Origin of the sequence: Paenibacillus sp. FSL M7-0896, assembly GCF_037975415.1 — a bacterium.
GTDB classification, from domain to species: Bacteria; Bacillota; Bacilli; order Paenibacillales; family Paenibacillaceae; genus Paenibacillus_AQ; species Paenibacillus_AQ silagei.
The window spans coordinates 6,061,475-6,081,697 of sequence record NZ_CP150250.1; the positions used below are offsets into that span (position 1 = coordinate 6,061,475).

The 20,223-nt window shown below is 54.7% G+C and carries 13 protein-coding genes; 2 read left to right on the forward strand and 11 right to left on the reverse strand.

All coding sequences use genetic code 11. The features are described 5' to 3' along the window. Positions 1 to 8: 8 nt before the first annotated feature. From MKY12_RS26090 to MKY12_RS26130, 9 genes are all read right to left on the reverse strand, one after another. Positions 9 to 1,412: a sugar ABC transporter substrate-binding protein gene (locus tag MKY12_RS26090; RefSeq protein WP_339311501.1), complete on the reverse strand. Its 1,404-nt coding sequence runs from the start codon at positions 1,410 to 1,412 to the stop codon at positions 9 to 11. A 128-nt stretch (positions 1,413 to 1,540) separates the two neighbouring features. Further along, positions 1,541 to 3,307 (reverse strand): sensor histidine kinase, encoded by a 1,767-nt coding sequence (locus MKY12_RS26095; RefSeq protein ID WP_339311503.1) that lies wholly within the window; start codon positions 3,305 to 3,307, stop codon positions 1,541 to 1,543. Next, complete coding sequence (locus MKY12_RS26100) at positions 3,304 to 4,899, reverse strand: response regulator (protein ID WP_339311505.1); 1,596 nt, start codon at positions 4,897 to 4,899, stop codon at positions 3,304 to 3,306. Before MKY12_RS26100 ends, MKY12_RS26095 begins: the two co-directional genes overlap by 4 nt. Positions 4,900 to 5,175: 276 nt before the next feature. Further along, the gene (gene yunB, locus MKY12_RS26105) at positions 5,176 to 6,012 is read right to left on the reverse strand and encodes a sporulation protein YunB (RefSeq protein ID WP_339314975.1); all 837 of its coding nucleotides are present in this window, start codon (positions 6,010 to 6,012) and stop codon (positions 5,176 to 5,178) included. 767 nt (positions 6,013 to 6,779) lie between these two features. Beyond that, positions 6,780 to 7,049, reverse strand: a complete 270-nt coding sequence (locus tag MKY12_RS26110; protein WP_339311507.1) for a hypothetical protein — start codon at positions 7,047 to 7,049, stop codon at positions 6,780 to 6,782. 127 nt (positions 7,050 to 7,176) lie between these two features. Beyond that, positions 7,177 to 7,791 carry a VTT domain-containing protein gene (locus tag MKY12_RS26115; protein ID WP_339311509.1) on the reverse strand — a complete coding sequence of 205 codons (615 nt, stop codon included), beginning with the start codon at positions 7,789 to 7,791 and terminating at the stop codon, positions 7,177 to 7,179. A 208-nt stretch (positions 7,792 to 7,999) separates the two neighbouring features. Next, positions 8,000 to 8,884, reverse strand: a complete 885-nt coding sequence (locus MKY12_RS26120) for a glycine betaine ABC transporter substrate-binding protein (protein ID WP_339311511.1) — start codon at positions 8,882 to 8,884, stop codon at positions 8,000 to 8,002. Between the two features lie 15 nt (positions 8,885 to 8,899). Then, the gene (locus tag MKY12_RS26125; protein ID WP_036732574.1) at positions 8,900 to 9,736 is read right to left on the reverse strand and encodes a proline/glycine betaine ABC transporter permease; all 837 of its coding nucleotides are present in this window, start codon (positions 9,734 to 9,736) and stop codon (positions 8,900 to 8,902) included. Further along, positions 9,733 to 10,932, reverse strand: a complete 1,200-nt coding sequence (locus tag MKY12_RS26130; protein WP_036732571.1) for a glycine betaine/L-proline ABC transporter ATP-binding protein — start codon at positions 10,930 to 10,932, stop codon at positions 9,733 to 9,735. Before MKY12_RS26130 ends, MKY12_RS26125 begins: the two co-directional genes overlap by 4 nt. A 255-nt stretch (positions 10,933 to 11,187) precedes the next feature. On the opposite strand from MKY12_RS26130, the gene MKY12_RS26135 reads away from it, so the two are divergent. Further along, entirely contained in the window at positions 11,188 to 11,742 is a 555-nt protein-coding gene (locus tag MKY12_RS26135) for a GbsR/MarR family transcriptional regulator (RefSeq protein ID WP_339311512.1), read from the forward strand. Between the two features lie 666 nt (positions 11,743 to 12,408). On the opposite strand, the gene MKY12_RS26140 is transcribed toward MKY12_RS26135, so the two are convergent. Continuing rightward, positions 12,409 to 17,532, reverse strand: a complete 5,124-nt coding sequence (locus tag MKY12_RS26140; protein WP_339311513.1) for a carbohydrate binding domain-containing protein — start codon at positions 17,530 to 17,532, stop codon at positions 12,409 to 12,411. A 315-nt stretch (positions 17,533 to 17,847) separates the two neighbouring features. Between MKY12_RS26140 and MKY12_RS26145 the strand changes: the two genes are divergently transcribed. Next, the gene (locus MKY12_RS26145; RefSeq protein WP_036732636.1) at positions 17,848 to 18,873 is read left to right on the forward strand and encodes a LacI family DNA-binding transcriptional regulator; all 1,026 of its coding nucleotides are present in this window, start codon (positions 17,848 to 17,850) and stop codon (positions 18,871 to 18,873) included. 241 nt (positions 18,874 to 19,114) lie between these two features. On the opposite strand, the gene MKY12_RS26150 is transcribed toward MKY12_RS26145, so the two are convergent. Next, the gene (locus MKY12_RS26150; RefSeq protein WP_339311514.1) at positions 19,115 to 20,131 is read right to left on the reverse strand and encodes a ketoacyl-ACP synthase III; all 1,017 of its coding nucleotides are present in this window, start codon (positions 20,129 to 20,131) and stop codon (positions 19,115 to 19,117) included. Between the last annotated feature and the right edge of the window lie 92 nt (positions 20,132 to 20,223).

Here is a 20,223-nt window from a genome sequence, read left to right on the forward strand (position 1 = left end):
CCTCCAGTCTATTCCTTGATATCGCGGCGTCCCTTAATCTGGGCCTGGACCTTTGCCGCGATGGAGTCCATCGCTTCCTGGGCAGTCTGCTGGCCGAGCCACACCTTATCCAGCGCAGGATTGACCAAGTCCATAATATTGTTGAAGTTCTTCACATAGCCGGTCGGGGTCTGATGCCCTTTGGTCAGAATCACATCGACAATGGCTTCCTTATAGCCGGACGGTCTGGCGTCCAGATTCTCCGTCCATTTGGCCAGCAGCGCAGGATCGGTGTACCAGTCCTTGGGAGATGGCATCCAGGTTCCGGCTGTAAGCATGTCAATGGAGGCTTCGGGATCGAGCAGCGCCTTCAACAGCTCCCAGGTCTCCTGGGGATGCTTGGTGGATTTGAAGATGGAGAACATGCCGCAGACCACGGTGGTGACCGGCTCCTTCATTACAGGCATGACCCCGACATTGAAGTTGAACTTCGACTGGGCGAGGCCTGCACTGGCCCATTGCCCGTCTACCGTCATCGCTACCTTTTTGGTCTGGAGCGCCACATTGGTGGCCGGAATGTTCTTGGACTGCACTGGTGAAGGAGAGACATGGTGGACATTCATCAGGTCGGATATTTTCTGGAGCGCCTCCACCGCCTCCGGCTGGTTCAGCCCGAAGGTTTTACCGTCTGCAGAGATGAAATCCCCGCCGTTGGAATAAATAAAGTTACTGTACACTCCCCACCAGGTGGAGATGTTTGCTCCGTATTGCTTGATTTTTTTGGGATCGAAGTCCGGGTCAGCCGCTGTTTTTCCATTGGTATCCACCGTCAGCTTTTTGGCCACCTCAACGAATTCATCCCAGGTCCACGCATCCGCCACATTCGACGGGGGAGGCGCTATGCCGGCGTCCTTGAAGATATCCTCATTGTAGAACAAGGCGAAGGATTCGGGGCCAGGGCCGATTCCAATCACATTGCCCGGCTCCAGGGAATAGGTAATATTAGGAACTAGCGTATCGGGACTAATCTCGGTATCCTTATCGAGAAATTCCTGAAGATTATAGAATTTGCCCTGCTCCGCCATCGGAAAAGCAATCGTCCCCGACTCCATCATAGCGATGTCAGGCACATCATTCCCGGCGACCATAGTTGTCAGCTTGGTATCATAGTCAGCGGCAATATGCTGAAGCTCGACCTTAACGTTGGTATGCTTGGCCTCGAAATTCTGAATCGCTTTTTTATAAGGAGCCACTTCTTCCGGTGATCCCCAGACAGTCATCCGCAGCTTAATATTCTCCTTCGATCCGGAATTCCCGGAAGATGCGGAAGTGTCAGGGCTTGCAGTATTAGACTTCGAGCACGCAGACAGCACAGCGGCAAGCACTACAACCAGAGCCAATGTGATGAAGACTGATTTCCTGGGTTGCGACATATTCGGAAGCCCCTCTCGATTTCTAAGTTCAACGGGTTCATAGCTGCAGTCTATGATGCCTTTATTATAAAATATAAGATAGCGCTTACATAACCCTAATCTCTTTGGATTGGTGGACCGGGATTGGCTTATAGCGGCAAAGTAATCACTACCTTCGTGCCTGCTCCCGGAGTCGAGAAGATGGATACCCCGTACTCGCCGCCGTAGGTCATCTGAATGCGGTCAATAGTATTCTTAATACCCACAGAGGAAGACTTCTGATACAGAATTCTGTGTACCGTCTCCGCACTCATGCCCCGGCCGTTGTCGGCCACCTCGTAATGCCGGGTTCTGCCGTTAATCCAGCCGCGGATTCCAATGAGTCCGCCAGAGCCGGTCTGATCGAAGCCGTGAAGAATCGCATTCTCCACAAAGGGCTGGAACAGCAGTCTCGGCACATCGTACGCCAAGAGCTGCGGGTCCATATCATACTCCACGGTGAACTTGTCCTCGAAGCGGATCGACATAATATAGAAGTAATTACTCATCCAGCTCATCTCTTCGGACAACGGTACGGCGTCCCATGTCTTCCGGGAGGTATAATGCAGCATGTTGGATAGACAGACAAGCATCCTGCTAAGCTCCTGCTGATCATTCTCAATTGCCGTCCAGTTCATCACATTCAGCGTATTGTACAGGAAGTGCGGATGCATCTGCATATTCAGCGCCTGTATCTCAGCCTCTTTCTCCTTCAGCTTGATCTCGTAATTCTCCGTCACCAACAGCTGAATCCGGTCATTCATCCGGTTGAAGCGCTGCGTCAGCACGCCGAACTCGTCATGGCTCACCACATCCACGCGGGTCTGGAAATCTCCCTCGCCCACCGATCTCATCGCGCTGAGCAGCCGCTTGATGGGCTTAGTGATTTTACCTGCAATGAAAAAAGCAAAGATCAGAGCCACAATCCCCATCACAACAGCCAGTACAGTAATAGATGTCCGGATCACCGGCACCAGGCTGCTCACCAGCCCTGCTTCTGGTATCCACACCACAGACATCCAGCCGGTCACCTCCGAACGGTCGAAGCAGACGATCACCGCTTCGCCGTCCAGCTTCATTCTCCGTGCCCCGCTGTTCTCCCGCTGCAGCTTGTCCAGCCCTGCCTCCTTATAGATCTGTGCAACCTGACCCGGCTCACTGCTGGCGACTACCCTGTCCTGCGGATCAAGCACCATGTAGCGCGAGTTCCCCGGAAGGCTGTCTGCATACAAGGATTTAAGCACCTCGGATTTGAAGCTTATGGCAAGTACGGGGCGCTCCACTCCGGCATCCATTTTGGCAAGCTTCGTATTGCTCAGATAGGTGAAATCCAGCAGGCGTGTAGCCGAGAAGAGATAACGGAACTCCAGATTCCCGCCTTGCAAATAGGGCTGGTTGAACATGGACGAGAACTCATAAGTCGGTATCCATACCAGCTTCCCTCCCGCCTGCCGGGCCATACGGTATATATCCGATTGCGTCGGTTCTCCTTGAGGCAGGGGTTGTCCGAAGGTGAAGTAGGAGGTCCATAGCTGGTAGGCAAAGATATCCTGGTTCTGGGAAAAGGTTTTGCCGAGCACAGCCGTTACCTGCCGGTCGGCTGCGAACAGCTCCGCTTCATTCGCGGGGTCCAGCTGGTTGAAGATGCGGAACAGATCCTTATCGAGGAACAAGGACATGCTGTTCTGGTCCACGATCCGCAGCTTGGTGTCCATGACTTCATTATTCTTCCTGACAATCTCATATACATTCTTCTGCGCCTGCTCTGTAATAATCTTCAGGCTGGTCCGGTAGAACAAAGCCCCCAGAACGAGCAGGGGAATGGCGATCAGCAGAATATAGCTGGCCAGCAGCCGGTAACGGAAGGTGATCTTCATGCCTCACGTTTCCTTTGCGACAGCGCATGCTTATAGGCTTTGGGCGACATCCCGTAATACTTCTTGAATACGCGGCAAAAGTATTTCGTATCCTGAAATCCACATTCCAGGGATATCTCATATATTCGTAGCGGCTCCCCGGCAAGCAGCACCTTGGCCCGCTTCATCCGGGCCGCCGTCACATGCTCAGAGAACGTTTTTCCCGTCCTGTTCTTGATCAGTGTACTGAAATAGGAGGGGTTAAAATGGAAATGCTCAGCTGCCCGCTCCAGTGTAAGCTCCTCCTTCATATGCTGCTGTATCCAGCTTAGGCATTCAGCGATCATGCTCTCCCCCTGATCCTGCCGGGATACGGTTAAGGCCAAATGCGCTTCCCGGAGTGCCTGCCCCAACTGGGCCACCAGCTCCGGGTACGAGCGGCATGAGCGGATAAGCATCGTAGCCGTACCGGTCAGCTTTTGCTGCGCTCGCTTATCCAGAATGTCCTGATGCTCACTCCGGATCTGCAGCAGCATTAGCGATGCCTGCTCCTTTAGCAGCATAGGGCTGGCATGTCCACCGTCTGCAAGCTGGTAGAGGGCTTCCACACAAGCTTCCAGAACAAGCGCAGCATCATCCATTTTCAACGCCTCATAGACCTTGCTCCAGTCAGGAACGGCCTCGCGGGAAGAAGACTTGATCTCATCTGAAAACAGCAGCCCGTGCCGGAAATCATAGAAGTTGTAACTGTTGGCCGTTCTGGCCGCCAGATAGGATCGCGGCGCTTCTTCCCGGAGGGAACGGCATTCCGGGCCAATCCCGTGGGTGAGCTGTCCGGTATGCGCCCAATCCGCCGCCAAGGAACGGGCAATGGACCGGGCTTCTTCCCGCTTGTCCCCGGTAAGGGCTTCCAGGGTAATCAAGGTAACGGCGGCAAGAGGGCCGTCCTCCGTCATCCCGCTCAAGGGAATCGTGATGGCTTCCCCCCACCTGCCCCAGGCCTGCTCCAGAGCACGGATGAACACGCCGCTGTCCTGCCTCTCCCCGCTATCCTGGCAGGAGTTCAGCTCCGAATACACAGCGACACCGCTCTCCCGCAGCCAATCATAACCGTCCAGCTCCGCCAGCTCGGCCAAGGACGCACTGCCGTTCAGCCAGGACAGCATGAGCCGGTTCAGGTAGGCGGAAGAAGCGAGCTTAAGCCGGTGCTGCATTTCTTCCTCTTCACGGCGCTGCCTCTGTTCCGCTGTCAGCAGAAGGTCGATCCGGCTTAGGACATCCGCTACCTGGTCAATCTCCACCGGCTTCAGCAGGTAATCATAAGCCCCATAATGAACTGCCTTCTGCGCATACTCGAACAGATTGTAAGCGGATACCATTACGACCTTGGTCCGGATACCTTCAAGCTTAAGCCGTTCCAGAAATTCAAGCCCATCCATTCCGGGCATACGGATATCAGTCAATATAGCTTCCGGGCGGTGGGCTTTCACCATTTCCATAGCGGACAAGCCATCCTGCGCCGCCACCACCTGATCCTCCGGCCGAAGGCGTCCGATCAGATTGACCATCCCTCTAAGATGTCTGGGCTCATCATCCACGATCAATATTCTCATTATGCTAGCCCCCCAAGATTGGCTTACAGCCCCTGTCAGCCGCAGTGTTGCCCTTATTATAGAAGCCATTCCGGTTCATTCCTAGTGGATTCATATTGGAAAGGTGGATTTGAATACTTCCCTCATCGTCCTCATCGCACCGGCAGCCTGCCAACTAATTCCGAACTTTATCCGCATTAGCCCGTATCAACCCATCCGGCACAATAAAAAAAGACCCCCATTTAGCCATTAAATGACCACAGGAGCCCTTACCCCGACATTATCCCCGCTTCTCCCCTACTCCGACCCGTCCCCCGTATTTCCGCCTCCCCCGGACGCATCCGGCGCATTGTTGCCGCCTGCGGCAGGCGCGGGGCTCTCCCCGCTGCCCGCATGTCCGCCTGATCCGCCCGAGCCTGAGCTGCTGTTACCGCCGCCTGAAGGCGTGCCTTCCGTGTCGGAGCTGCCCTTCTCAGTGTTCAGCGAAGGCGCTGGGATGGCGATGCCCGGGGCGCTGCTGCCGTTCTCGCCGACAGGCTTGCCCTGATTGTCATAGTAGTACATCGGAACGTCACCGACTACCATCAGGTAGGAGACGGGTATCTCTGTGTCCACCACCTGCGGCTCCATGTCAAAGGGGATTACGACCGCTACCTCGGTCACAATGTGAATATAGACCTCAACCAGAATCATATTGATTCCGGCATTTTGCTGCCGGGTATTCAGCTCCACCTTCACGGCCCCCTGAGGTTCGATCTTGATCGGAATATCGGGTCCAAAGGAGGCAATCAGCGGGCTGCCAAGCGCCTGGCCCAGCGGAATACGCTCGCTGCGGTTATGCAGCTCCTGCAGTGTGGACTGTATCACCTCGGCGGCTTGCGAGGTAATCCGCATATGCTCCTTATAGTTGAGCATGAAGCCGGAGATTTTGCCGCTCTTATCCGTCTTCCAGTCAATCAGCGCCTCAGCATTCCCGCCGTCCGCCACCTGGGACGTAATCGCCTTGTTAATGGATTCCGTGGCGATCTGCTTCACCCGGATCTGTGCCAGATGGAGAATCGGCGGCTTCAGGTGCTGCTCCACATAACGCAGCCCCTGCAGCACCGCCAGAAGCAGCAGCAGGCCCAGAACGATCCAGAATCTGCCCCGTCTGCGCGGCTTCCGCCCCTTGTCCCCGTCGGCTTCCTGCCGCTTCCCGTCCCTGCTGCCGAACAGGCGGAACCCGCCGCCCCCGCGCCCGGCCTTGCGCCAGACCCGCTGGCCCGGAGCGCCTGCTGTTCTCCCGGACGGCTTTGCTGTCCCGTAATCCGCTCCGCTCTCGTCCAGCCGGACGCCGGACCTGGAGGGCTTCGCCACGAAGCCCCCGCTCCGTCCCCAGCTCCGGCCAGGCAGACCCGCGCCGGGTCTTGAAGGCTTCGCTTCGAACCTTGCTCCCGAACCCGCACCCGGCGGCCGGATTCCCGCTCTGGACGGTTTGGCCTTGAAGGCCTGGCGGCGCCCGCCCGGCCCCCTCAGACCGCTTCCGCTGAAGTCCGGCAGCCGCAGACGCCCGAAGAGCGGTACGCCTGCGCTCCGTTTCCCCCATTTTCTGATTCTGCCCATGCCCTGCAGTCCCTCCCGACATTCCTGCGGTCAAGCCGCTCCCTGTACTAATAGGCTATTCGGCGCACACGCAAAATAACCCCACAATGTGGGGCTTTCGCTTTGGTGTTTGCTTGTATCCAAGAACCAGATCACCCTAACGAGTGAAATTGGTCCCATTCATTGCGATATTCAGCCTGTATTTGATCCATTCTGAGGGTTGTCTCCCTCACCGCCGCTTGTATGGAGCAGCATTGTTGCACTTCTTGCAGGATTTCTCGAAATTTGTTACTGGCTGTGGCCACATGATTCGCTTTTACTCATACATCCGGACCACACGCCTCTGCCGCACTGAATGTGGTCGGTTTTTCGACCATATCCGGCCCACACGCCTCTGCCGCACCGAATGTAGTCGGTTTTTCGACCATATCCGGCCCACACGCCTCTGCCGCACCGAATGTAGTCGGTTTTTCGACCACATTCGGCCCACACGCCTCTACCGCACCGAATGTGGTCGGTTTTTCGACCATATCCGGCTGTTCGGTGAAATCAGAGAAGTCATTCCTATTACTGGCCCAGAATATAGTCATCCTGCCGATGCTCCAAGACACTTACCCCCAACTTTATGCACAACTTATCCACATCGGATGCAAATCATAATTTTCTAATCCACAAAAAAAGAACATCCCCGCGGCACCACACCGCAGCAACGTTCTTCTAATGCCCCGCCCGCTTGCGCTTATCCTCCTGAAGATGCCCCCAATGCAGCCGGACAAAGATAGCAAGCAGTATCAGCATAAATACACCATACCACAACAGAAAACCGTTCCAGTCCTCACGCGGGACAATGAGCGAGGAGCTGAGCGTACCGAACAGCCAGATAAAAGACAGATTGCCGAGCACTGTCCCCCAGACAAAAGCCGCCGGCTTCATCGGAGACACGGCTGACATCAGATTGATGATATTGCTGGGCACAATCGGAATCGTACGCAGCAGCACCAGGGTCCAGATGCCGTAACGGTCCAGATAGGTCTGCCATTTCTCATACTTCTTGAGCTTGTAGCCCCATTTACGGTCGAACCAGTCGAAGAGATAACGCCGGAAGAGAAAATAGACGACTACCGCGCCCAGGTTGCAGGCCAGCCAGCTGACAGCCATCCCGCCGATCACTTCGAATACAGAGACATGCAGCACAATCAGAATCGCCAGGGGGAAAAATCCGAACAAGCTTTGCAGCACGGCGAGCGGAAAGGTAGCAAAAACAATATACGGGCCGCTAAGTCCCAGACTTTGCAGCAGCCAGTCAATCCAGGCATTGATGATCTCGGTCATAGAGCGCTCTCCTTCCCTGACTCTTAGCAGCATGTAAAGGAACCGCTCATTAATGTTGAAGAAAAACACCCCTTGCGGGGTGTTTATTGAACATCTAACTATAGATTCTGCGACATAAGCGTACAAGTTACAGAATTGTTGCTTATTTTCTCCCATCATAGCACACATCGGTCATCGCCGCCAGATCACTGAACCCTACAGAGTTCATTTAAGCAGAGATACCAGCCGTCCACTCATTAACCTTGGCTTCATTACTCTCTACCCATTCCTTGGCCGCTTCTTCAGGCGATTGTCCGCCCTGAATCTTGACCATAACCTGCTCCATATCCTCTGCGGTCCATTTGAATTGGCTCAGGAACTTGTGTACATCAGGCATATCTTCCTTCAGGCCTTTGCGGACCATCGTATGAATCTGCTCGGCACCGCCGTAGACATTCTTCGGATCGTCCAGGTACTTGAGGTCCATGTTGGCGAACATCCAGTGCGGAGTCCAGCCAGTGACTACAATCGGTTCATTCTTGTCAAAAGCCTTCTGCAGCTCCTGCGCCATTGCCGCCGACGAGCTCTCCAGCAGCGTATAATCGCTCAAGCCGTAGGCTTCGAGCGCTTTTTCCGTGGCCGTCATAATTCCGGCCCCCGGCTCAATTCCGATAATCCGCTTATCGAGCGTTGCCGCTACTTCTGCATTATTCAGATCTTCAATGGAGTTGATCTCCATATAGGCGGGAACGGCAAGCCCGGTCTTCGTTCCATCCAGATTCACACCGGCATCCTCAATGTCCTTGCCGTATTTCTCCAGATAAGAGGCATGCGTGCTTGGCAGCCAGGCGGCTACCATGGCGTCTGCGCTTCCGTCAGCAATCCCGGCCCACATCGGCCCGGCATCGACCTGCAGCATCTCCACCTTCACGCCGAGCTTCGTTTCCAGCACTTCTTTGACTACGTTAGTACTGGCGATCTCGGAATCCCAGGCCACATAAGCCAGCTTCACCGTACTGTTATTATTGGACGAACAACCAGCTACCAGAATTACTGCCATTAGCAGCATCAGCAGGACCAGTGGTCTGCGCTTTATCAATTGGATTCTTTTCATATTAATCATACACTCCTATTCTTGTGGTTTGGATTTGAAGAGCTTCTGGGTCAGACGATCCAGCAGGATGGCAATAATAACAATCGCAATCCCCGCCTCGAAGCCCGCACCCGTCTTCGCCTGTGATACTGCACGGTATACATAGGCACCTACACCCTGGGCACCGATCATGGACGAGATGACAACCATAGACAGCGAGAGCATAATCGTCTGGTTAATCCCGGCCATAATAGTCGGGAGCGCGATCGGCAATTGCAGCTTGAACAGCTTCTGCCCTGCGGTTGAACCGAAGGCATCCGCCGCTTCCACCAGCTCCGGTGAGACCTGGCGAATCCCCAGGTTCGTTAACCGGATCGTTGGCGGAATCGCAAATATAATAGAAGCAATGACGCCGGGAACAACGCCCAGCGAGAAGAACGACACGGCTGGAAGCAGATATACGAACGCCGGCATCGTCTGCATGAAGTCTAAGATAGGGGTGGCAATGTTCTGGAAAGTCCGGCTCTGTGCACACAGCACTCCGAGAGGAACCCCGATCACTACAGCCAGCAGAGAGGCTGTCAGTACCAGGGCCAGCGACTGCATCGACGGCCCCCACAATCCAAGATTGTCAATCAGGAGCAGTCCGACCACCGCAAACAGCGCCATCCGCCATTTGCCGATCCAGTAGGCCAGAGCTGCGATCAGAAGGGTCAGCACCATTGCGGGCAGGAAATTCAGCGCCGCATCAATCCCGCTCACCATTCCGCCAATCACAGCATGAATGATATCAAATATAGGGCCGAAGTAGGTCGTGAGCCAATTTTCAATCCATTCTACGCCCTTTCCGAGCGGTATTTTAGGTAAATTCATGAACCAATTCCTCCTTCAGGAACCGCGTTACCGGCCAGGGCAGACAACACGGCCCCTTTGATAACAATGCCCTTCAGCTTCTCGCCTTCCCCCACTACTGCAACGGGCAGATGCGTCTCCGACATCAGCTCGAACAGATCATTCAGCAGGGTATCCGGCTGAACCCGGGGAATGTCGCGCAGCATCACATCCAGAATACTGCGGTTCTCCTTCAAGGCCTGTGAGGCATTATCCGCTGTCAGCAGACCTTGCAGCCGCATCTCATTATCTGCGACATACAGGCTGGAGACCCCGCTGTCCCGCATGAGCTGCAGGGCTACCCGGGGACCACGTTCCGGGCGGATCATCTCCGGCTGGCGCATCACATGGGAAGCGGTCAATACTTTGGACAGATCCACATCCTCCACGAAGCGTTCCACATATTTGTTCGCAGGCTGAATCAGAATTTCTTCCGGCGATCCGATCTGGACAATGACCCCGTCCTTCATCAGGGCAATACGGTCCCCGATCCGCAGCGCTTCATCCAGATCATGCGTGATGAAGACAATCGTCTTCTTCACTCTGGATTGCAGCTCCAGCAATTCCTGCTGCATATCCTTGCGGATCAGCGGATCAAGCGCACTGAAGGCTTCATCCATCAGCAGAATGTCAGGATCATTGGCCAGACCGCGCGCCAGGCCGACACGCTGCTGCATGCCTCCGCTGAGCTGATCCGGGCGGTGGTTCTCCCAGCCCTTCAGCCCTACAAGCTCAAGAGCCTCCATGGCCAGCCGGGTTCGTTTGCTTTTCTCCACGCCCTGGACTTCCAGTCCGTATTCTGCGTTAGCCAGCACACTGCGGTGCGGGAACAGCGCGAACTTTTGAAAGACCATGCCGATATTCTTCCGCCGGAATTCCCGAAGCTGCTCCGGATTCATCTTGACAACATCCTTACCCTTGAACAGCACCTGTCCTCCGGTAGGCTCAATCAGCCGGTTCAACAGACGGACGAGCGTGGATTTACCACTGCCCGACAATCCCATAATGACAAATATTTCTCCCTCTTCAATGCTGAATTCGGCTTTATTCACACCGACCGTCAGCTTGGCTTCCCGGGCGATCTTTTCTTTGGACCAGCCTTGTTCTAATAATGGAAGCGCCCGTGCTGCATCATGACCGAATACTTTGGTTAACTGTTTCACCTCTATAATTGCCATGTTGACCTCCTTCTCTCCTTTTACTTTCGGGTTAACGCTACTGACCTAGTGTAACGGACTTACGAAAAAATACGCAAAGCTCATATTCGCTAAGAATTGAGTGTACAGTTTTAACTTTACGTACTTTACGTATAGAATACTCTGTTTAACGCCGGATTCCGTTCCGGATGAATTCTTTACTTCTTGCCGGGGATTTGATTACAATACACTAGGAGAGACATGCAGAATGTCAGCCTATTCCTCAGGAGGGACATCATGAACGATTTAGAGGGGCTTTTGCCCGAGCAAATAGAAAAAATCAGCAAAGCCCGTGAACGGGTCATCGACTCTATCGGCAAAAATATGGATTTATACGGCATCACCCTGTCCATCGGGCATTTATACGGTTACATGTACTTTAATGAGGGCCCGGTTACACTGGATGAGCTAAGCAGCACCATGGGCATGAGCAAGACCTCTATGAGTACTGGTGTACGTACACTGCTTGATTTGAAAATGATCGATAAAGTCTGGGGCAAGGGCACCCGCAAGGATCTGTTCGAGGTGGTTCCCGACTGGCATCAGAACTTCAGCGATTACTTCTCTATTAAATGGAGAAAAGCAGTGGAAGGGAATATGACCGCCCTTAACAAATCGCTTACTGAAATCCGGCAGATGCAAACCGATTACGCGGACGAGCCCGACCTATCGCGCCTGCTCCACACCGACGAGCTCAAGATTGAGGAAGCCATCAAATATTACCGCTGGCTGCTGAAGCTGATCGAAGCGCTGGAGACCGGCAAGATCTTTGAATTAATCCCTAAAGAATAATATCAGCTATAGGCGTTAAAACTATTCTGCTCATGCTGAAAAGGCTGTCCCAAAAGGGGATGTTCCATAAGCCATGAAATGGCAGGGACACCCCTTGTTTTGGAGTTGTGGACGTTTGCGCTCGGTGAGGACGCTCCGCGAACGAAACGTTGTTACAATCGCTGTGCTCGTAAGAATTTTTTTCATTCCCCTATTCGGTGAAAATCCGGAGACCAAGGCGACCGCTATCGCTTCTCCGCGGGTCGTTTCGTCCTCTCCACTGTTTAAGCAGGAAATGGAACTACCAAAGACTTCAAGGGAACCTAGCCTCGCATACATTTGAGCCATCGCCTACGTTTGAGCACAATGTATGTTGTTTTCCGCATACATTCGGGCCATCGCCTGCGTTTGAGCACAATGTATGTTGTTTTCCGCACACATTCGGGCCATGCGCCTGCGTGCCAGCACAATGTATGCTGTTTTCCGCATACATTTGGGCCATGCGCCTGCGTGCCAGCACAATGTATGCTGTTTTCCGCATACATTTGGGCCATGCGCCTGCGTGCCAGCACAATGTATGCTGTTTTTCACTTTCATTTGATCCCATATAAGTATCAAAACGGCCGCGACCCTTGAATTCAAGGATCGCGGCCGTTGTCACATGCCATGGTGCGTTCTTTCGTTAGCTTACGGGTTCTCGATCAGACTGACATCATCGATGTAGATATGATTGCCTGCTTCGATAGCGGCATTCGTCTCTGCGCTGTTTCCGGGATTCAGCCCCAGCAGAAAGACCAGATGAACCCCTGCATCCGTTCCGCCATTCATGGTGAAGGTGTAGCTGAAGCGCTGCATTTCGCCAGTTAATGAAGCGGCGGTTGTCTGCAAATATTTCGTATAATCTCCTCCGAAATGCTCGACTGCTACTTCAATCTGCCGGTTGATATCCGAACGGGCGCTGAAGGCTAAGGTATAGCTTTTACCCTGAGTCAGCTTCAAATCTCTGTAATCTACCTGAGCGGCGTAGTTGGCAGAGCCCGTGAAGCCCAGCGACACCTCAAGCTCCCCATTCTGGACTGCGGCATTTCCGGTGCTCTCGAAGTACTGGGTCCAGCCTTTAAGGGCAGGCTGCGCATCGAATGTGCCGTTATCCAGTGTGCCGCTGGCAGGCTCGGTGTCCGGTCCGTCTGTTACCTTTCTAAGCACGATATCATCCAAAAAAATCGTATGCGCCGTATGGTTCGCCGTTTTATCTTCACCCAGCGTGGCGCCGATCAGATAGTTCAGCTTCAGCGGATTGGCGTTCGTCACACTGAACTGAGTGCTGTAAGTCGCCCATGTGGCTGTAATGTCGAACTTCGCCTGAGCGCCCTGGGCCGAGGTTCCGCTATATTCCACGATAATCTGCCGGGGAACGGTAGATTTCGCTCTGAAGCTTAGCTCATAGGTTGCGCCAGCTTCCAGCGGGATTTTCTCCTGATAGAGCTGGGTGTGCCAGGCTTGTGACCCGGCCGCCGTGATCAGCACCTCCGCTGCTCCGTTCACCACTTGGAAGGACGAGACTCCACCTTCGCCGGACCAGGTGGACCAGCCCGAGCTGCCGCCGGTGAATGATCCGTTGACGACCAGATTGTTATCATTCGCCAGTATAGTCTGAACCACACTAGCATTGACGTATCCTTCGGCTTCCACGGTAATGTTATAGCTTCCCTCTGCCGGGAAGGCGGCAGGCTGAATTGTGATTGCTCCCGGCCCTAAATGGTACAGCTCCGCCGCAAGCGTAACGCCATTCACCTTAACGGACTTAATGCTCCCGGACCATTCTGCTTTCGGGATGAAGGTCAGCTCAATCGGCTGTGATACCCGGTTGGCTGTGGAATCTGCGAGCAGCTCCTGCGGCTTCGCCGGGGCGTCCTTGATCTCGAATCGCACATTGTCGATGATGATATCATGACTTTGCGGAACGCTCACACCCCCTACCTTGCCAAGCAGGAATTTCAGCGAGAGCATATCATTCGCCCCCTGCCGGAATTCGAACCGGTAATGCTTCATCTCTGGTGTCAGCTCCACCGTCTTATCGATGGAAGGGGAATAGCTCGCATTCTCTGCCTTCACATTCATCTGCCGGGCCACGCTGGCACTGGCATCGAATTCAACCACATAATCGAGGCCCGCCGCTGCCTTGAGGTTATTCTGGAAAAGCATCACCGAATACGCCTGATTGCCGGTATTCGTAATGCTGAATTTGGCTGCTCCATCCACCGCAGCGGCAGTGCTCTGGCCGCCGTCTTCTGTCAGCAGCCGCTCCCAGCTCGTAAGCCCGAAGCTGAAATCCCCGTTCAAGAGCGGGTAATAGGTCAGATCAGGATCATAATAGGAGCTGGTGCGTACCAGCACGAATTGATCCAGAAAGACCGTTCCTGCTGTCCCGTCAAGCCGCAGTACGAATTGTCCGAGATGATCCGTAGCCCCTGCGAGATTCTTGAACAGCGCTTCAACCTGCTGATGTCCTGCATTCAGCTGAACCGGCTCCGAAGCATAGACTACGCCGTCATTGCCTTGCAGTTCGACTACAGCTGTCCTTGCGGAGAAGCTATCGGCCTCGAAGGTCAGCTTATAATCCTGGCCTTGCACCAGGAAGATTCCCTTCTGTTGCAGCGTAACCTCGCTGCCGCCGGTGTCTGCGTCTGTAATGTCCAGCTTCAGGCGGCCGTCAGCCTCAACCCGCGGAGTAACCTCCGCACCTCCTGAAGCAGCAATATGCCAATAGCTCATCCGGTCCGGTTCTCCCAGATCAAAGCTGCCGTTGTAGAGGTGGTTACCGTTGCCGAGCGGCGCCTTGGCGCTGTCATGATCGAAGGGAATGCTGCTGATCTCTTCAAGCCGTGCATTGCCAAGCCATACCGGGGAAGCATTGGTCCCCAGATTGAACTCGATCCGCGCGGCATTGTCCGAGCTCTCCTTCATCTGGAACATCGTCTCGTAATGCTGAAGCTGCGGGGTCAGCCCTGCCTTGAACGCTGGAGAATAAGACGGGAAGCCAAGCGGTGCGCCGCCTGTCAGCCGGGCGGTCAGCTCGCGGGCCGTATCCGTTCTGGCATCGAAGCTTAGCTTGTAGAATCTGCCCTTTGCCAGCGACACAATCGCCTGCGGCTGGATCGAATAAGAGTTGCCGCCCGGCTTCAAGATGTTTACCTTGAGCAGATTCACGCCGCCTGTCTGCTCCAGAGATAGAGCCGCATCTGCGCCTTCATCTGTGTAGAGTACCCAGTGGGCTGTATTCGGGATGCCCATCCCGGGATCTCCTTCTACCTGCTCCGTGAACCCGCTGTTATAAATGAAGTTCCCGTCTGCCAGCGGCGGCTTCGCTCCCTCCAGATAAGGTTCCTTCGCCAGCTCCACCGGTACCGGCTGCCGGTATTCGCGTCCAGTCAGCTCATAGATTCTGACATAGTCAATCTCCATGGAACTCGGAAATATGGTCTCATCCGTAGGGTTACCGTCAAAGTTGCCGCCGACTGCCAGATTCATCAGCAGGTGGAACTTCTGGTTGAACGGTGCCGGATACGCATTGATAGCCGGCTGTCCACTGCTTTTGCTGTACCAGTCATTCTTGGTCGAGAACAGCACCCCGTCCACATACCAGCGGATCTCCCCCGGCTCCCACTCAATGGAGTAGGTGTGGAACTCTTCAATGGTGGAACTGCCAGGCAATACATACTCCTTGCCGGAATAGACATTATCCGGCCACTGGGAACCATAATGGATCGTTCCGGCAACCACATTCGGACGGCTGCCCCAGCCTTCCATAATATCCAGCTCCCCGGAGGCCGCCCAATTGCCGTACACATAATTCTCCGGCAGCATCCAGATCGCCGGCCACAGCCCCTTGCCAGCCGGAGCTTTCGCCCGGATCTCGAATTTGCCGTACATTTTGCTGTACAAGCCATTGGTCTTAATTCTGGTGGAAGTGTACGGCTTGCCGCCTACAGCTTCCTTATGTGCGGTAATGATTAGCTTACCGTCCTGCTCTTTCACATTCTTCGGATTATTGGTGTAATATTCCAGCTCATTATTGCCCCAGCCCGGATTCCCGACAGCGGTGCCGTCTCCGAGATCATAGGTCCACTTCGCAGGATCAATGACATTGTCATCGAATTCATCATTCCACACCAGACTCCACGGATCACTGGTCGGCGTCGGTGTCGGTGTCGGCGTCGGTGTCGCTGTCGGTTCCGGCGTAGGCTTCGCCGTTGGTTCCGGCGTAGGCTTCGCCGTTGGCTCCGGCGTAGGCTTCGCTGTCGGTTCCGGTGTAGGCTCCGCTGTCGGTTCCGGCGTAGGCGTAACCACCGGAGTCGGCGTCACTTCCGGCGAAGGGGTGACAGCCGGCGCAGCCGGCGCTGTCTCTCCGCCACCGGCGGCCACAGGCGGCTGGCTGGCCTGCGGCGAGGCCAGATTCAGATTGCTGCGGCTGCCTGGCATGAGAGCAATGCCCCCGGCCGTTACAGCCTCGGCCTGATTCAGCACAGTACCGAAGCTGCCGCTGCCTGTAATTGTAGTGCCCCGGGCACCGGCTGTAAGGAGCAGCTCAGCCACCTGCGCCTGATTCATCAGCACCAGCTTGCCGGGAGTGCCCCAGATCAGCTTGGATAGCTTGCCTGACAAGCTCAGCGTGAGGTTGCCTCCGGCCGCATCAGCGGTGGATACAACCCCATAATTGCCAATAAGAGTGACCGTCCGCTCTCCTGCCAGGAGGACAACACCAGCGAATCCCTCCCCGGTAAGCGCAGCCTCTTCAAGGATAGCACCGGAATCAAGATGTACCGTTCCGGCGGATGTTGTCCCGCTGGCAACGATGCGGACACTGCCCTTCGGCTTCGCCACCTGCACGGCCCCAAGGCTGCTGTCCGCAAGGCTCACGCCCTGCCCGCCACCGCCGCGAATATAGGTTGTGCCGGTAACCTGCACCCCCTGAAGCCGGATCACTCCTTCCCCGATCCCCTCGGTAAGATAGAGATTTCCTCCTATGATAGTGTCCCTCAGTGTAATATCCTTATGGCTCAGCACCACATTGCCCTTCACCTTGCCCAGCTTCACTTCCCCGGCGGCGGAGCGCAGCTCCGGCACCAGTGTATCCGCCAGCTTCGCCAGCTCGGCACGGGTGATCCTCCCGTCCGGCTTGAATAAGCCTCCGGGATAGCCCTGCATATAACCGGCTGCCGTAAAAGCATCCGCCGCAGCGCTAACTGCACTATCGGCTCCCGCCAGGTCGCTGTACATGCCCTTGGCTTGACGCTCAGTCTCCAGCCTCAGTATCCGCTGAAGCGCAAGGACCGCCTCCCCGCGTTTCAACGGAGCCGCAGGTTCGATTCGCTGATGTGCGTCTACACTCAGATACCCCGCTGCTACCGCTTTGGCGATATCGTCCTTGTACCAGGCCGCCGCCGGGATATCCGCCGGAAGCACAGCCGCCATATCCTTATAGCCGAATATACGGTTGACGATTGCCGTGAATTCTGCCCGGGTGACCTGCTGCTCCGGCCGGAAGCTGCCGTCCCCGTAGCCGGAGATCACCCCGCTGCGGCTCCAGCGCTGCACCGCATGTGCCGCCCAGCTGCCCTCTTTTACATCGGTAAACGCTTTCAAATCATTAGCAGCCAAGCTCCCGCTCTGCAAGGCGGCTGTGGTCTCCGCAGACGCTGTCAGTCTGCCCTGAACAGACTTCGCCTCAGCCCCGCCGCTGCCCAGCGGCGATAGAAGTCCCGTAACGATGACAGCGGCCGCTAACAACGCTGATATATTTCTTTTCATTCCGTGTATGCCTCCTCAGGATTAGAGTCTCCTCTTACCGCATTTCCATCGCCCCGCTGCCTTCAAGTTGCTCTCAGCTCAATCTAAAGTACCCTCAGGCACCCTGACCGAAATCGGTTTCGATTTTCTCCGTGCCATTCCTCTAAACGCAATTAACCTTTGACTTGTTTCGGCAAGTTGAATAGACTCTAGAAAGGACTGCTGTTTGACAGCAGAGAGTGTCCAAGTGAACGGTCAGTAGCCTTGATAAACCCTGGCATACCCGTCTTTTGGCCCTGTTATAACTATGAAGCGGGGGTGAGCATAGCCATGCAAATGAATATCAAAAAAATCGCCGAAATGGCCGGGGTCTCTGTATCGACTGTCTCCAAAATCATGAATAATTACAGCGATGTTTCCGAAAAAACGAAACGAAGAGTGCTCGAAATCATCGAACAAACCGGATATACCCCCTCAAGCTCCGCCAAGACGCTAGCTACCAAGAAATCGAATCTGATCGGGGTTATTTTTGCCGGTGAGCTAAATGTGGAATTTACCCATCCTTTTTTTGTTGAGGTGCTGAATTCGTTCAAGAAGCAGATGGGGGTTCTGGGGTATGATCTGATTTTCTTCTCGAATGAGAAGTTCATTAACAGCGGCGATTACTACTCGCGTTGCCTGCATTTCCATGTGGACGGCTGTGTCATTATCTCGGGAGAACAGATGGAGCCTGCGATACAGGAACTCGACCGGAGCCATATTCCCTGCATCGGCGTTGACCTGGAGCTGACCGGCAGGAAATCCGGCTATGTCATGTCAGACAATTACCAGATTGCTTCCAAAGTGGTGGAGCATTTCTACCTGCTCGGACACCGGGAGCTTGGTTTCATAGGCAGCAGAGCGGATTCGGATATCTCCAACCGGCGCGAAGCAGGGTATGTCAGAGCCATTGCCGGCTTCGGCCTGGTCATGAATCCTAAGTGGTTCGTGCATGGTGATGATTTCTTCGAGCCCAGCGGGTATGCAGCAATGAACTCGTTAATTGAATCGGGAGATTTGCCAAAAGCGGTCTTCGCCGCCTCCGATCTCCTCGCCCTCGGCGCAGTCCGCGCCTTGAAGGAGCAGGGTCTGCGTGTTCCTGAGGATGTAGCCATCATCGGTTGTGACGATATCGAGGCCTGCCAGTATACCAGCCCTACGCTGACTACCATCCGCCAGAACAAGGAACGCCTGGGTGTGCTCGCCGCCCATATGCTGTTCGATCTCATCAATAACCAGTCTGAAGGCGGCTCATTTGTAGTTGAACCGGCGCTGATCGTCCGTGAATCCTGCGGCAGCGGGCTGAACCGCTTGAACCGCTGAACGCCTAAACCACTGGATCGCCGTAACGCTGAACTTCTGCCTTTCCCGGATCTGCCCTTCAATCCCTCCCCTCCAGCCCAGAACAATAGCTTGGCTGCATTCCGCAACTACCTGAGAACGCTTTCGATACTATAATCGCTCATTTAACGGACTGCTTCAAGGCACCGTTTTTCTGGTTTTGGGGACCATTTTTCGGCTTGGCCCCCGTATTAGCCTGTCCATGCTCTCTATCCTGGCCGCATTACAGCGGAGTAGGCTCAGCCACCTGAGGGTCCAGCGACAGTCTGACCAGTTGGCCCGCATGGGTAAGACCCGCACCGAAACCGTACAGCAACACCTGCTGGCCGCTGCGCACCTTCCCTTCGCGGATGCCCAGATCCAGCGCAAGCGGAATACTGGCTGCCGAGGTATTACCGAAGGCTTCAAGACTGTATAATGCCTGCTCCAGAGGATAGTTCAGCCGTTCACAGATGGGTTCAATCATCCGCAGATTGGCGCTGTGCGGGATGAACCAGTCTACTTCCGCAATATCTGCTCCGGCGTTCTTCAGCACCTGCTGTACTCCCTGCGGAACCGTACGGACCGCCCACTTGAATACTTCACGGCCATTTTGCACCAGCAGCCCTGTCCCGGAGAGCTCCACTCCGTTCACCTTCTCCGCCAGCCCTGTGCGATAGACATGCTGCGCTCCGCTTCCGTCACTCCCGAGATGGTATCCCATGAAGTCGTCCTGCGCCCCGCTCCCGCTGCGCTCCACCAGCACAGCCCCTGCTCCATCCCCGAACAGAATGCAGGTACTGCGGTCCGTATAATCTGTGATCTTGGATAGCGTATCTGCACCGATGACCAGCACCTTATGATGCAGTCCCGAAGACACCAGCGCGTGAGCCGTATGCAGAGCATATACGAATCCGGCGCAGGCAGCGCTCAGATCGATCGCTCCCGCAGTCAGCGGAATACCAAGGGTATTCTGCACAATGGACGCTACAGATGGAAAAGAGAAGTCTGGCGTGCTGGTCGCCACAAGCACCATATCGACATCCTGCACACTTTTGCCATAACGCTTCATCATATCCCGGACGGCAGCTGCACACAGATCACTGGTATATTCATCCGCGCGGCTGATTCTGCGCTCCCGGATACCCGTCCGCTGCACAATCCACTCATCATTGGTATCCACCATCTGCTCCAGATCCTGATTCGTAAGTCTGCGGGCCGGCACGTAAGATCCGATCGCTGTTATTTTTGCACCTGTCATTAGATCCACCTCAGCTTATGATTTTATTAGTATCTGATATTAGTACTTGGTACTAATTATAACCTGCTCCTGACTATTTTGCAAAATGTATA